At 71.2% G+C, this 13,165-nt stretch carries 15 protein-coding genes; 12 read left to right on the forward strand and 3 right to left on the reverse strand.

Features of this window, described 5'->3' with window-relative positions:
- Position 1: 1 nt before the first annotated feature.
- A complete protein-coding gene (locus tag ACXDC7_RS04440; RefSeq protein WP_179444641.1) occupies positions 2 to 391 on the reverse strand; it encodes a hypothetical protein in 390 nt (129 codons plus the stop codon).
- Positions 392 to 528: 137 nt separating this feature from the next.
- Between ACXDC7_RS04440 and ACXDC7_RS04445 the strand changes: the two genes are divergently transcribed.
- From ACXDC7_RS04445 to ACXDC7_RS04480, 8 genes are all read left to right on the forward strand, one after another.
- On the forward strand, positions 529 to 1,080 hold the full coding sequence (locus tag ACXDC7_RS04445) for a TrmH family RNA methyltransferase (protein ID WP_459222800.1): 552 nt from the start codon (positions 529 to 531) through the stop codon (positions 1,078 to 1,080).
- 66 nt (positions 1,081 to 1,146) lie between these two features.
- Positions 1,147 to 1,899 (forward strand): GntR family transcriptional regulator, encoded by a 753-nt coding sequence (locus ACXDC7_RS04450; protein ID WP_343045873.1) that lies wholly within the window; start codon positions 1,147 to 1,149, stop codon positions 1,897 to 1,899.
- Between the two features lie 32 nt (positions 1,900 to 1,931).
- Complete coding sequence (locus ACXDC7_RS04455) at positions 1,932 to 2,471, forward strand: hypothetical protein (protein ID WP_179444639.1); 540 nt, start codon at positions 1,932 to 1,934, stop codon at positions 2,469 to 2,471.
- Positions 2,472 to 2,521: 50 nt separating this feature from the next.
- Entirely contained in the window at positions 2,522 to 3,556 is a 1,035-nt protein-coding gene (gene fbaA / locus ACXDC7_RS04460; protein ID WP_459221346.1) for a class II fructose-bisphosphate aldolase, read from the forward strand.
- Positions 3,557 to 3,642: 86 nt separating this feature from the next.
- On the forward strand, positions 3,643 to 4,398 hold the full coding sequence (locus tag ACXDC7_RS04465) for an SDR family NAD(P)-dependent oxidoreductase (RefSeq protein ID WP_459221347.1): 756 nt from the start codon (positions 3,643 to 3,645) through the stop codon (positions 4,396 to 4,398).
- Positions 4,395 to 5,147: an enoyl-CoA hydratase-related protein gene (locus ACXDC7_RS04470; protein ID WP_459221348.1), complete on the forward strand. Its 753-nt coding sequence runs from the start codon at positions 4,395 to 4,397 to the stop codon at positions 5,145 to 5,147. The genes ACXDC7_RS04465 and ACXDC7_RS04470 overlap by 4 nt, the downstream gene beginning before the upstream one ends.
- Before the next feature lie 26 nt (positions 5,148 to 5,173).
- The gene (locus ACXDC7_RS04475; protein WP_179444635.1) at positions 5,174 to 6,370 is read left to right on the forward strand and encodes a thiolase family protein; all 1,197 of its coding nucleotides are present in this window, start codon (positions 5,174 to 5,176) and stop codon (positions 6,368 to 6,370) included.
- A gap of 1 nt (position 6,371) precedes the next feature.
- Positions 6,372 to 7,505, forward strand: a complete 1,134-nt coding sequence (locus tag ACXDC7_RS04480) for a CoA transferase (protein WP_179444634.1) — start codon at positions 6,372 to 6,374, stop codon at positions 7,503 to 7,505.
- 287 nt (positions 7,506 to 7,792) lie between these two features.
- Here the strand turns inward: ACXDC7_RS04480 and ACXDC7_RS04485 are convergent, their stop codons facing one another.
- On the reverse strand, positions 7,793 to 8,395 hold the full coding sequence (locus ACXDC7_RS04485; RefSeq protein WP_179444633.1) for a TetR/AcrR family transcriptional regulator: 603 nt from the start codon (positions 8,393 to 8,395) through the stop codon (positions 7,793 to 7,795).
- A gap of 76 nt (positions 8,396 to 8,471) precedes the next feature.
- Here ACXDC7_RS04485 and ACXDC7_RS04490 point away from each other — a divergent pair, with 76 nt between their 5' ends.
- Positions 8,472 to 8,942 (forward strand): DUF3151 domain-containing protein, encoded by a 471-nt coding sequence (locus tag ACXDC7_RS04490; RefSeq protein WP_459221349.1) that lies wholly within the window; start codon positions 8,472 to 8,474, stop codon positions 8,940 to 8,942.
- Here ACXDC7_RS04490 and ACXDC7_RS04495 read toward each other — a convergent pair.
- A complete protein-coding gene (locus tag ACXDC7_RS04495) occupies positions 8,923 to 9,789 on the reverse strand; it encodes a DMT family transporter (RefSeq protein WP_459221350.1) in 867 nt (288 codons plus the stop codon). The two genes, ACXDC7_RS04490 and ACXDC7_RS04495, sit on opposite strands and share 20 nt — an antisense overlap.
- A gap of 58 nt (positions 9,790 to 9,847) precedes the next feature.
- Here ACXDC7_RS04495 and ACXDC7_RS04500 point away from each other — a divergent pair, with 58 nt between their 5' ends.
- From ACXDC7_RS04500 to ACXDC7_RS04510, 3 genes are all read left to right on the forward strand, one after another.
- Positions 9,848 to 11,269, forward strand: coding sequence for an aminotransferase-like domain-containing protein (locus ACXDC7_RS04500; protein ID WP_459221351.1), 1,422 nt, complete (start codon positions 9,848 to 9,850; stop codon positions 11,267 to 11,269).
- A 93-nt stretch (positions 11,270 to 11,362) separates the two neighbouring features.
- Positions 11,363 to 12,646 (forward strand): adenylosuccinate synthase, encoded by a 1,284-nt coding sequence (locus ACXDC7_RS04505; RefSeq protein ID WP_179444629.1) that lies wholly within the window; start codon positions 11,363 to 11,365, stop codon positions 12,644 to 12,646.
- Positions 12,633 to 13,160: a hypothetical protein gene (locus tag ACXDC7_RS04510; protein WP_459221352.1), complete on the forward strand. Its 528-nt coding sequence runs from the start codon at positions 12,633 to 12,635 to the stop codon at positions 13,158 to 13,160. Before ACXDC7_RS04505 ends, ACXDC7_RS04510 begins: the two co-directional genes overlap by 14 nt.
- Positions 13,161 to 13,165 lie beyond the last annotated feature (5 nt).

Raw genomic sequence — 13,165 nt, forward strand, 5'->3', positions numbered from 1 at the left:
CTCACGACCCGGAGCGGCGGTTCTTCCTGAGGGCGTAGGCCATGTTGACCAGGGCGATGCCGATCCAGGCGATCAGCAGCCCGGCGATGCCGGTAGTGCCCGCGGCGATGGCGGTGAGCGGAATGCCGACGCCGAGCGAGACGATGCCCAGCACCATCTGCTGGGTGGAATCGGCCTTGGCCGCCTCGGCCGCGCTGGTGCTGGCGTTCTGCTGGGCCAGTTCGCCGGCCCGGGAGCGCCGCTCGATCTCCGCCTGGACCCGGTCGGCGAACGAGTCGACCAGTGCCGGCGTCAGGTCCGGCTGGTCCCGGGCGACGGACAGTGTCGCCTCGATGTCTTCGGACCGGAGCCCGGGGGTCTCCGGGTCACGGGCGGGCGTCGGCTGGGTCACGGTGTCACCCTAACCCGGCTAACGTCGGCGCGGTGAGCGTCGGCGACCCCGAGAATCCCTCCCTCGGCCCTGAATCGGCCGTCGGGGTCGGCCCCCATCCGCGACCGTGGCCGGACGATCCGCGCCTCGATCCGGAGCTGTTGGCGGGCGGCGATCGCCGCAATGTCGAGGACCGGTTCCGCTACTGGACGCTGCCGGCGATCGTCGCCGAACTCGACCGGACCCGGGCACCCTTGCAGATCGCGATCCAGAACTGGGAGCACGACTTCAACATCGGCTCCATCGTGCGCACCGCCAACGCCTTCAACGTGGCCGGGGTGCACATCATCGGGCGCCGCCGCTGGAACCGCCGCGGCGCGATGGTCACCGACCGCTACCTGTCGGTACATCATCACGCCTCGGTCGAGGAGTTCGTCGCCGCGCTTGCCGCGCCCGCCGACGGCGGGACGGGGTACGCCCTGGTCGGCGTCGACAACCTGCCCGGCGCCGGGCCGCTGGAGACCGCCGCACTGCCCGAGCGCTGCTGCCTGGCGTTCGGGTCCGAGGGTCCCGGATTGACGCCGGAGCTGGTCGCGGCCTGCCAGCGACTGGTGGCGATCACCCAGCACGGCTCGACGCGTTCGATCAATGCCGGCGCGGCGGCGGCGATCGCAATGTATGCCTGGTCGACGCAGCACCCGCGGAGCTGAGGCGTACCCAACGGCTCGGCCGGTGCGCCATACTGGTATTGACTGGTCTTTCAGGAGGGAGCGACGGTGGCGCCCGACCCACTGGCCGAGCCCGACTCGGCCGTCCGCCCCAGCACCAAGCGGGCGCAGGTGAAGCTGATGCTCAGCGAGCTGATCGACAGCAAGCTGCGCGCCGGCGACGCGATCGACTCCGAGCGCAGCCTGGTCCGCCGGCTCGGGGTGAGCCGGGTGACCGTGCGGCAGGCGATCTCCGACCTCGTCGCGGACGGCCGCCTGGAGCGCGTGCACGGCAAGGGCACCTATGTCACGGGTCCGCGGGTCGACTCGCGGTTGCACCTGACCTCGTTCTCCCGCGAGATGCGCGCCCGCGGCCTGGAGCCCGGGACCCGCGTGCTGGACGCCGGCGAGATGGACGCGCCGCCGCACGTGGCGAACGGCCTGGGCATCGCGACCGGCGACCGCGTCGTGCGCGTCGAGCGGCTGCGCACCGCGGACGGTACGCCGATGGCGCACGAGCTCGGCTATTACCCCTGTCTGCAGTTCCCCGGCCTGCTCGGCAAGGAGCTCGGTTCGCTCTACGACATCTTCGCCAGCGACTACGGCGTGATCGCCACCTCGGGCGAACAGTCGGTCTTCGCGGGGGCCGCGGACTCCAACCACGCGCGGCTGCTCGGCGTACCCAAACGAGCGCCGTTGCTGGTCCAGGAGCGCGTCACCTGGGCCGGCGAGCGGGCGATCGAGTACGCCACCTCCTGGTATCGCGGCGATCGCTACCGGATCCACATGGCGGTCACCCCGCACGGGGCACGGGAGAACTGATCCCGCGCACCCCTGCGTGGCAGGATTGGCCCGTGCTGCAGCAACTGACCCGGACCCCGGTGCCCTGGGAGCGCGGCGCGCTCACCGAGCGTCGCGAGGGCGCGCTGCGCGGGCTGACCTGGCCCGCCGTGTCCCTGACCGGCACGCTGGTCGGCCTGGTCGCGGTGACCGCGTGGATCGCCGCGACGCGGGCGGGGGTCTCGCTGCCGTTCTTCGTGATGGTGTTCTTCGGGCTGTCCGTGCTCAGCGGGGCCGGATTCCTCGGCTACGGGATCCTGCGCGCCGTCCGGGCGCACCAGGAGCTCGGCCTGGCGGGCGAGGGGATCGCCTTCGAGATCGATCACGACGGGATCACCACCTCGGCGGGCAAGGCCCCGTGGGAGGCCGTGCAGGCGATCACGACCCTCCCCGGCGGTGCGCTGCACGGACCGCTGCTGCGGATCGACCATCGCCTCGGGCGCGACGAGTACCCGGTGGATGCCCTCGGCGTACTGCCCGGAAGCCTCGAGTCGGCGGTCCGGATCTTCTCCCGGGGCCGGCACGGGGTGGACCTGTCGGCCATCGAGGACTGACCTGCAAGACTGATCCGAGCAACCGCTCGCAGCGCCCCACGATCCGAAAGGTGGTCGCCATGCCCATCGCCAGCCCCGAGGTGTACGCCGAGATGTTCGACGCGGCCAAGAAGGGATCATTCGCCTACCCGGCGATCAACATCTCGAGCTCGCAGACGATCAACGCCGCCCTGGCCGGATTCGCCGAGGCCGGCTCGGACGGCATCATCCAGATCTCCACCGGCGGCGCCGAGTACGGCTCCGGACCGACGATCAAGAACATGGTCACCGGCGCGGTCGCGCTCGCCGAGTACGCGACCGAGGTCGCCAAGAACTACCCGGTCAACATCGCGCTGCACACCGACCACTGCCCCAAGGACAAGCTGGACGGCTTCGTCCGCCCGCTGCTCAAGATCAGCGCCGAGCGCGTCGCGAACGGGCAGGCCCCGCTCTTCCAGTCCCACATGTGGGACGGCTCGGCGGTGCCGTTGGAGGAGAACCTGCAGATCGCCGAGGAGCTGCTCGCCGAGGCTGCCAAGGCCAAGATCATTCTGGAGATCGAGGTCGGTGTGGTCGGCGGCGAGGAGGACGGCGTCGCGAACGAGATCAACGAGAAGCTCTACACCACCGTTGCCGACGGTCTGGCCACGGTCGAGGCGTTGGGCACGGGCGACAAGGGTCGCTACATCACCGCCCTGACCTTCGGCAACGTGCACGGCGTCTACAAGCCGGGCTCGGTGAAGCTGCGACCGGAGGTGCTGAAGGAGATCCAGGACGCGGTCGGCGAGAAGGTCGGCAAGGACAAGCCCTTCGATCTCGTCTTCCACGGCGGTTCCGGCTCGACGGCGGAGGAGATCAGCGCCGCGGTTGACTACGGCGTGATCAAGATGAACATCGACACCGACACGCAGTACGCGTTCACCCGCCCGGTCGCCGGGCACATGTTCACCAAGTACGACGGCGTGCTGAAGGTCGACGACGAGGTCGGCAACAAGAAGGACTACGACCCGCGCGCCTGGGGCAAGCTGGCCGAGGGCGGGATGGCTCAGCGCGTCGTCGAGGCCTGCCAGCAGCTTCGCAGCGCCGGCACGTCGCTGAAGGGCTGACGCGTATCGGGGCGGGGGCTGCCCGGGGCGGGCCGCTTAGCGTACGCTAAGCACGTTCGCGTTCCCGACCGAAGGACGACTGACCAATGAAGCTCAACGGCCGCACGGCCCTCGTCACGGGTGCCGCCTCCGGCCTCGGCCTCGCCACGGCCACGCGCCTGGCGGCCGATGGCGCCCGCGTCTTCGGACTCGACCTCGACGGGGCCGATCCCGGCGCACTGACCGGGGCGGGCGCCGAGTTCGTCCCCGCCGACGTTCGCGAGGAGGAGGCGGTCGCCGAGGCCGTCGCCCGGGCCAATGCCGACCGCACGCTCTCCGTCGTGGTGAACTGCGCCGGGATCGGCGGGCCGGCCCGCACCGTCGGCCGTGACGGCCAGCCCTACCCGCTGGAGCAGTTCGCGACGATCGTCCAGGTCAACCTGGTCGGCACGTTCAACGTGATCCGGCTGGCCGCCGCGGCGATGAGCGAGAACGAGCCGGTCGACGACGAGCGCGGCGTGATCATCAATACCGCGTCGGTCGCGGCGTACGAGGGGCAGGTCGGCCAGGCCGCCTATTCCGCCTCCAAGGGCGGCGTGGTCGGGATGACGCTGCCGATCGCCCGCGATCTCGCCAACCGGCAGATCCGCGTGATGACGATCGCGCCCGGGCTGTTCGACACCCCGATGCTGGCGCGGCTGCCCGACGAGGCGCGGGCCTCGCTGGGTCAGCAGGTGCCCAACCCGAGCCGGCTGGGCCGCCCCGAGGAGTACGCCGAACTCGCCGCGGCGATCATCGCGAATCCCATGCTGAACGGCGAGGTCATCCGCCTCGACGGCGCGATCCGGATGGCGCCCAAGTGAGCGAGGACCTGATCGTCGAGCGCGCCGACGGCGTCGCCCGGCTGACCCTGAACCGGCCGGACAAGCTGAACGCGCTGACCGCCGACCTGATCGAGCGCGTGGCCGACGAGATCACCAGTGGCGGCGACCGGGTGGTCGTGATCACCGGCGCCGGGCGAGCCTTCACCTCCGGCGCCGATCTCGGTCGCGACCGTGCGGCCGGCCCCGGAGACACCCTGGACGCCGCGGACAAGTTGATCACCGCGATGATCGAGGGCGATGCGATCGTGATCACCCGGGTCAACGGGCCGGCCGCGGGGATCGGCGCGTCGATCGCGCTCGCCGCGGACCTGCCGGTGATGAGCGCCGATGCCTACCTGTTGTTGCCGTTCAGCAACATCGGGCTGATGCCGGACGGCGCGGTCACCGCGACCTGGCCCGCCACCGGCGGCCGGGTCCGGGCGATGCGGGCCGCCCTGTTCGCCGACCGGATCGGCGCCGACGAGGCGCTCGCCACCGGGCTGATCGCCGCGGCGGTGAAGGCCGACGACCTCGACGCCTTCGTCGACGACTGGGTTGCCCGGCTGGTCCGCCGGCCCCGGGTGGCGCTGGCCCGGGCCAAGCAGGCGATCAACGCCGCCGCGCTGCCCGATCTCGCCGGGGTGTTGCGTCGCGAGGCCGAGGGTCAGCGCGACCTGATGCGTGCGGCGGACTTCGCCGAGGGCACCAAGGCCTTTCTCGAGCGGCGCGAGCCGCGCTTCACCGACTGAGGAACAGTTCCTGATCAAGGAGAATCATGACCGACGCAGTGATCGTTGACATCATCCGTACGCCCTCGGGCAAGGGCAAGCCGGGCGGCGCGCTGTCGGGCACCCACCCGGTGGACCTGCTCGCCCACACGCTCCGCACGCTGGTCGAGCGCACGGGCATCGACCCCGAGCGGATCGACGACGTGATCATCGGTTGCGTCGACCAGGGTGGCGAGCAGGCGCTGAACGTGGCCCGCAACGCTGTGCTCGGGGCGGGCTGGCCCGAGTCGGTGCCCGCCACCACGATCGACCGCCAGTGCGGTTCCAGCCAGCAGGCGCTGCACTTCGCCGCGCAGGGCGTGCTCAGCGGGGCGTACGACATCGTCGTCGCGGGTGGTGTCGAGTCGATGTCGCGGGTGCCGATGGGCAGCCCGGTCGCCGGCGCCGACGCGCTCGGCTCCGCTGTCCGCGAGCGCTACCCCGAGGGCCTGGTGAACCAGGGCGTCTCGGCCGAGCTGATCGCCAACAAGTGGGGCTTCGACCGGGCCACGTTGGACGAGTACGCCGCGCGCAGCCACCGGCTCGCCGCCGAGACGGCCGCCGCCGGAGGCTTCGCCAACGAGCTGATCGGCGTACCCGTCACCGATGCCGAGGGCAACCAGGTCGAGTTCAGCGCCGACGAGACGGTACGCGGCTCCACCACAGCGGAGAAGCTTGCCGGGCTGCCGACCGTCTTTGGCACCGAGAAGATGGCCGCCCGCTTCCCCGAGCTGGACTGGCGGATCACCCCGGGCAACTCCTCGCCGCTGACCGACGGCGCGTCGGCGTCGTTGATCATGTCGGCGGAGAAGGCCAAGGAGCTCGGCCTCACGCCGCGCGCCCGGTTCCACGACTTCGCCGTCGCCGGCTCGGATCCGTTGTTCATGCTGACCGGCCCGATCCCGGCCACCGAGAAGGTGCTCGCGCGCTCCGGGCTCGGGATGGACGATCTCGACGTCTACGAGGTGAACGAGGCGTTCGCGTCGGTGCCACTGGCGTGGGCGGCCGAGCTCAAGGCCGACCCCGAGAAGCTGAACCCGCGCGGCGGTGCGATCGCGCTGGGGCACCCGCTCGGCGCGTCCGGGGTGAAGCTGATGGCCACCTTGGTCAACACGCTGGAGGCGACCGGCGGCCGCTATGGCCTGCAGACCATGTGCGAGGGCGGCGGCATGGCGAACGCGACGATCATCGAGCGGCTCGGCTGACGTGGCGGGCCCGCTCGCCGGGGTACGCGTCGTCGAGCTGGCCGGAATCGGCCCGGGGCCCTTCGCCGGCATGCTGCTGGCCGACCTCGGGGCCGAGATCATTCGGGTGGATCGGGCGGCCGACCTCGGCGGTGACGAACTGCGTGCCCTCGCGCACGCCGTCATCGACCGCGGACGCCGCTCGATCGCCGTCGACCTCAAGCAGCCGGCCGGCCGGGAGGTGGTGCTGGCGCTCGCCGAGCGGGCGGACGTGATCATCGAGGGCTTCCGGCCCGGCGTGGCCGAGCGGCTCGGCGTCGGGCCCGAGGACGTCGCGGCGCGCAACCCACGGCTGGTCTACGGCCGAATGACGGGCTGGGGCCAGTCCGGGCCGTATGCCCATCTGGCCGGGCACGACCTGAACTACATCGCCGCGGCCGGCGCGCTCGCGCTGGGCCGGGGCGCGGACGGCGTACCCGTGCCGCCGGAGAACGTGCTCGGCGATTTCGGCGGCGGCTCGCTCTATCTGGTCACGGGCATCCTGGCCGCGCTGCTGCACGCTCGCGAAACCGGTCGGGGGCAGGTCGTCGACGCCGCGATCGTCGACGGGGCCGCGTCGCTGATGGCGATGCACCACGCGATGATCAATACCGGGGTGATCAAACGCAATCCGATGGACGGCGGCGCGCCGTACTACCGGGTCTATCGGACTGCCGACGACCGGTTCCTGGCCGTCGCCGCGATGGAGCCGCAGTTCTGGGCCGAGTTGCTCGACGGTCTCGGGCTGGCCGACCGTGAGCTGCCGGATCGCGACGACCCGGCGAACTGGCCCGAGCTCGGCGAGCTGTTCGCCGAGATCATCCGCGGCCGCCCGCTGGCGGATTGGCTGGCAGCCTTCGAGGGCCGGGACGCCTGTGTGACGGCGGTCTGCACGCCGGGCGAGGCGCCACACGATCCGCACCTGGCGGCGCGCCGGGCCTATCTTCCCGCCGGGGCAGACGGCGCCGGCTGGCAGCCCGCCCCGGCCCCGCGGCTCTCGGTCACCGAGCCCGAGCTGCCCGGTCCGCCGCCGCGGATCGGCCAACACACCGACGAGGTGTTGGCCGAACTCGGGATCGATGCCGATGCGCTCCGCGCCGCGGGTGTGGTCGGCTGAAGTTCTCCACAAGTGCGACGACGCCGCGGAGAATCTCACTGATCGCGCCTAAGAGTTGCATTGTGGACATCGAAATGTTTGGGAACGAGGCTCCAGGGAGCCTTGTCCCGATTCGCGGAAGTGGGCCGCAGGCCGACCTGGGGTTGTCGTACAACCGAGTGAACAAGCTGGTCGGCCAGTTGGTCGAGCTCGACATCCTGCAGCCCGCCAGATCCGGGTCGTACAACCGACGGTTCTTTGCCCCACGAGTGCTGGACGTCCTGGTCGGCGACTGAGTGGCCGGCCGGTCAGCTCGCGGTGCGCAGCATGGCAAGGGCGAGCTGAACATAACGCTGCGCCATCTCCGACGGCCCGACGGGTCCGTCCAGGCGGTACCACTTCGAGATCCCCTGGCACATGGTGAAGATCGCGCGGGTGCACTCATAGGGCCAGGGCGTGCTGAAGGTGCCATCGGCGACGCCGTCGCCGATGACGTCGCGCAACTGCCGCTCGGCCTCGTCGCGCCGGGCGATGTAGGCGGCCAGATTCGCCGGATCGAGGCTGCGCCGCTCGGTGTCCATGGCCGCCAGGTCGGGGTAGTGGGCGAAGTACAGCACCAGCGCCTCGACCACGGCCCGCAGCCGCGACTCCGCGTCGGGGCCGGCATCGGCGAGTGCGGCATCCACATAGGAGATGACCCGGTCCATCGCGTGCTCGAGCAGGGCGACGAGCATCGCCTGCTTGTTCTCGTAGTAGTAGTAGAGCGCGGGCACGGTCACCCCGAGCCGTTGGGCGAGGGTACGCACGGACGTCCCGTCGTAGCCGTGCCGGGCGAACTCCTCGAGCGCGCCGAGCAGGAACGGATGCAACTGCAGCGGCGGAAACTCCCGCCAGTCGGCCACCGTCGTCATTGCTCCTCCCAGCGGCGCTCGCGGGCTGCGAGGCACCGACGGATGACTCTAACCCGCCGGTGGCAGAATCAACGCAATGAGCAACCCCTCGGCGCCGAAGAACCTGCTGTCCGGTGCGACCACGACCCCGCAGACCCGTCTCCCGGAAGATCCCGCCGCCGCGGACCTGGCCGCCGCCGATCTGGCCGAGGGCGGGCAGGAGGCCTTCCTGGACATCCTCGCGGCGCATCCCGACTCGAGCCTGGCCTGGGCGATCCTCGCCGAGGGTTCGTTGGCGCTCGGCAGCCGGGCCGGGGACATCGCGGCGTACGCCTATGCGCGCACCGGTTACCACCGCGGCCTCGATGCCTTGCGTCGGGCCGGCTGGAAGGGGTCCGGGCCGATCCCATGGGAGCACGTGCCCAATCAGGGCTTCCTGCGCGCGCTCTGGGCGCTCGCCCAGGCGGCCGACCGCATCGGCGAGGCCGCCGAGGCCGAGCGCTGCAGCCAGTTCCTGCGCGATTCGAGCGAGTCGGGGTACGCGGAGCTCACCGCCCGGCCGCGCTGAACCGGACGCGCACGGCGGCCGCCGCACAAGCGATCACGGCCGCCGCCCCGACCACCGTCGCCCAGGTCACCCGCTCGCCGAGCAGCAGTGCCGCCCAGCCGATGCTCAGCACCGGTTGGACGAGTTGCACCTGGCTGACTCGCACCATCGGCCCGATCGCGAGCCCGCGATACCAGGCCACATAGGCCCCGAACATGCTGACCAGGCAGAGATAGCCGAAGGAGAGCCAGCCCGCCGCGGTGGCCCGCGGTAGCTGGATCGACAGGTCGATCGTGGTGATCGCCGCCATCACGGGCGCGGCGATGAGCAGCGCCCAACACACGGTCTGCCACGCGCCCAGCTCGCGGGCCAGCAGCCCACCTTCGGCATAACCGATCGCCGCCGCGAGAACCGCGCCGAAGAGCAACAGGTCGGGCCAGCCGAGCTGGCCCGGAGTGCCCGCTCCCGCCATGGCGAATCCGATTGCCGCGACCATCCCGGTGCCGGTGAACCACCAGAACGCGCGCGGGGGTCGCTCGCCGGTGCGGATCGCGGCGAAGACCGCGGTCAGCGTCGGCAAGACGGCGAGGATGACAGCGGCGTGGCTGGCGGGCATCGCGGCGAGTGCGTACGAGCTGAACATCGAGAACCCGACGACGATCCCGGCCGCCACCACCGCGACGCGGATCCACTGCCACCCCCGCGGGGCCCGCTGGCGGGTCAGGACCAGGGCCACGGCGGCCAGCGCGGCGGCGACGACTCCGCGGGCCGCGCCGACGAATGTCGCCGACAACCCCTCGTGCACGGCCATCCGGGTCAGTGGCGTGGTCAGCGAGAACCCGGCGATCCCGACCAGCCCCCACAGCACTCCGGACGCCGATAGCGATAGGCGGTGCGGAACAATAGCGCTATCATCAGTTTTCACGATGAACGATAGCAGTTCGCGGATCGCGGGTGATCTTCGCCGGTGGCTGGCGTCCGCGCCGGCCGGCGCCCGGCTGCCGCCGACCCGGTCGTTGGTCACCGAGTACGCCGTCAGCCCGCTGACCGTGCAGAACGCGCTTCGCGCGTTGGTGGCCGAGGGGCTGATCGAGACCCGACCCGGCGCGGGAGCGTTCGCACTCGCGCCCAGGGCGCCGCAGAGCCAGGACTTCGGCTGGCAGACCCTGGCGCTCGGCCCGCGGCGCGGCGCGGGGGTCGCCGAGCCGACGGCCTTGCGGCCGGCGCTCGCCGACATGATCGCCCTGCACGAGGGCTATCCCGACCCTGAACTCCTGCCGCACCGCCTCGTGCGTGGGGCGCTCACGCGGGCCGGTCGCTCGGCCGCGGCGCTGGCCCGTTCGCCGGCAGCCGGCCTGCCGGAGCTGCGGGCGTGGTTCGCGGCCGACCTGGCCGGTCTGGTGCCGGCGGGGATGAGCCCACCGGCCGCGAGCGATGTCGCGGTTCTGCCGGGCAGTCAGAGTGGGTTGGCGGCCATCTTTCGGGCATTGGTCGGCCCGGACGGGGTGCCGCTCCTGGTCGAATCTCCGACCTACTGGGGTGCGATCCACGCGGCCGCGCAGGTCGGCGTACCGATGGTTCCGGTACCGAGCGGTCCCGACGGGCCGGATCCCGACCAGCTCGAGCAGGCGTTTGCCAGCACCGGGGCCCGCGTCTTCTATGCGCAACCCAACTTCGCCAACCCGACGGGCGCACAGTGGTCGAATGCCCGGGCCGCTCGGGTGCGCGAGATCGTCGCCCGGTTCGGCGCCTTCGTGGTCGAGGACGACTGGGCCCACGACTTCGGCATCACCACAGAGGCGGTGCCGCTCGCCGCCCGCGACGTCGACGGTCACGTGGTGTACCTGCGCTCACTCACCAAGAGCGTCTCGCCCGCGCTCCGGGTCGCGGCGGCGATCATCCGCGGACCGGCGCGGGAGCGGGTGCTCGCGGACCTGCGGGCCGGACCGCTCTATGTCAGTCCGCTGCTCCAGGCGGCGGCGCTGGACGTGGTCACCCAGCCCGGTTGGCGTACCCACCTGCGCGGGCTGCGCCGACAGCTCGGTGCCCGCCGTGACCTGATGATCGCGCAACTGCGAGAACACGTGCCGTCGGCACAGTTGACCGCGGTGCCGGGCGGCGGCCTCAATCTGTGGGTGCGGCTGGCCGACGGGGTGGATCTCGCCGCGCTCGTCGGCGCCTGCGAGAAGGCGGGGCTGCTGGTCGCCGCCGGCGACGAGTGGTTTCCGGCCGAGCCGACCGGACCGCACCTGAGGCTGAACTACGCCGGCCCCGATCCGGGTCGCTTCGGCGAAGCCATGCAGATCCTGGGGGCACAGCTCGCCGAGCACGAAGCGGGCGGCGGCTGATCCACTTGCTAAAGTGAGGCGTCAAGGACCCCCTTGACCCCGCGGTGCGGGCTGTCTCGGGGGTCGTTCGCTGAAAGAGGGGCTACGAACAAGATGCCGGGCATCGTCGTGATGGGCGCCCAGTGGGGCGACGAGGGCAAGGGCAAGGCAACCGACCAACTCGGGGACCGGGTCGACTACTGCGTCCGCTATTCCGGCGGCAACAACGCCGGGCACACCATCGTCGTCGGCGGAGAGCGATACGCCCTGCACCTGCTCCCCTCGGGCATCCTCAACCCCGGCGTCACCCCGGTGATCGGCAACGGCGTGGTCGTCGACCTCGACGTGTTGGACAAGGAGCTGACCGACCTGCGCGCCCGCGGCGCCGATGTCCAACACCCGCTGATCAGCGCGAACGCGCACGTGATCACCAGCTACCACCAGACGATCGACAAGGTCACCGAGCGGTTCCTGGGCAAGGCCAAGATCGGCACGACCGGTCGGGGGGTCGGACCGGCGTACGCCGACAAGATCAACCGGATCGGCATCCGGATCCAGGACCTGTTCGACGAGTCGATCCTGCGGCGCAAGGTGGAGGCGGCGCTCGACCAGAAGAACCACCTGCTGCTCAAGGTCTACAACCGGCGCGCGATCGACCCCGAGGAGATCGCCGATCACCTGTTGACCTATGCCGACAAGCTGCGCCCCTACGTGGTCGACGCCTCCCGGATCCTGAACGACGCCCTCGACGAGGGCAAGGTCGTGCTCTTCGAGGGTGCCCAGGCGCACCACCTGGATGTCGATCACGGCACCTACCCCTACGTCACCTCCTCCAACCCGATCGCGGCCGGCGCGTGCGTCGGCTCGGGGGTCGGGCCGACCCGGATCGATCGGGTCGTCGGGATCGCCAAGGCCTACACCACCCGGGTCGGCGAGGGCCCGATGCCGACCGAGCTGCTGGACGCCGACGGCGAGAAGCTGCGCGAGGCGGGCGGTGAGTTCGGCACCACGACCGGGCGGCCGCGCCGCTGCGGCTGGTTCGACGCGCTGGTCGTCGAATCGGCGGCGAATGCCAACGGCTTCACCGACATCTTCTTGACCAAGCTGGACACGCTGACCGGCTGGGACAAGATCCCGGTCTGCGTCGCCTACGAGATCGACGGCGAGCGGACCGACGTGATGCCGGTCAGCCAGACCGACTTCCACCACGCCAAGCCCGTCTACGAGGTGCTCGACGGCTGGACCGAGGACATCACCGGGGTACGCGACTTCGCCGACTTCCCGAAGGCGACGCAGGCCTATGTGCGGCGCCTGGAGGAGCTCTGCGGGGCGCGGATCTCCGGCATCGGCGTCGGCCCCGGCCGCGAGCAGGCCGTGATGATCAATGACCTCCTCTGAGGGGCGCCGGCCACCCTTCGCCGTGATCGGCGCGATCATCGGGCTGACCGGCGGTCTGGCCTTTGCTCTGGTGAACGCCGGCGCCTTCGGCGAGCCGTGGGCCTGGCTGATCCGCGGCGTGGCCATCGCACTCGCGATCGTGGTGCTGGTGCTCGGCCGCCGCGTGCCGCCACCCATGCCGGAGCCGCACCGTCATGCCGGTCCCGGCTATCTCGCCAGCGTGTTGATCATGGTGGTCGCGATCGTGGCAGGCGGGCAATGGCTCGGCGCGCAGGGGCGTACCGACATCCAGCCGGCCTGGGTCGCCCTCGTGGTCGGAGCGCACTTCCTGCCCTTCGCCTGGCTGTTCCGACTGGGCTTCTTCCTGCCATTGGCGGTCGGCATGATCATCATCGCGGCGGTCGGGATGATCACCGGCGCCGGCGCGGCCGCCGCGGCGCTGGTCGGCGTGTGGATGCTCGGCTGGCAGGCCGGCCATCTGGCGTACCGACTGCGCACCGCGGCCGCCCGCTAGGCTCG

The organism is Naumannella huperziae, assembly GCF_054073625.1.

Bases quoted from the DNA above. Each gene is read 5' to 3' on its own strand.
- ACXDC7_RS04490 (WP_459221349.1), top strand. From the start codon at position 8,472: ATGAGCAACCCCTCGGCGCCGAAGAACCTGCTGTCCGGTGCGACCACG.
- ACXDC7_RS04500 (WP_459221351.1), top strand. From the start codon at position 9,848: ATGAACGATAGCAGTTCGCGGATCGCGGGTGATCTTCGCCGGTGGCTG.
- ACXDC7_RS04465 (WP_459221347.1), top strand. From the start codon at position 3,643: ATGAAGCTCAACGGCCGCACGGCCCTCGTCACGGGTGCCGCCTCCGGC.
- ACXDC7_RS04510 (WP_459221352.1), top strand. From the start codon at position 12,633: ATGACCTCCTCTGAGGGGCGCCGGCCACCCTTCGCCGTGATCGGCGCG.
- ACXDC7_RS04475 (WP_179444635.1), top strand. From the start codon at position 5,174: ATGACCGACGCAGTGATCGTTGACATCATCCGTACGCCCTCGGGCAAG.
- ACXDC7_RS04505 (WP_179444629.1), top strand. From the start codon at position 11,363: ATGCCGGGCATCGTCGTGATGGGCGCCCAGTGGGGCGACGAGGGCAAG.
- ACXDC7_RS04485 (WP_179444633.1), bottom strand. From the start codon at position 8,395: ATGACGACGGTGGCCGACTGGCGGGAGTTTCCGCCGCTGCAGTTGCAT.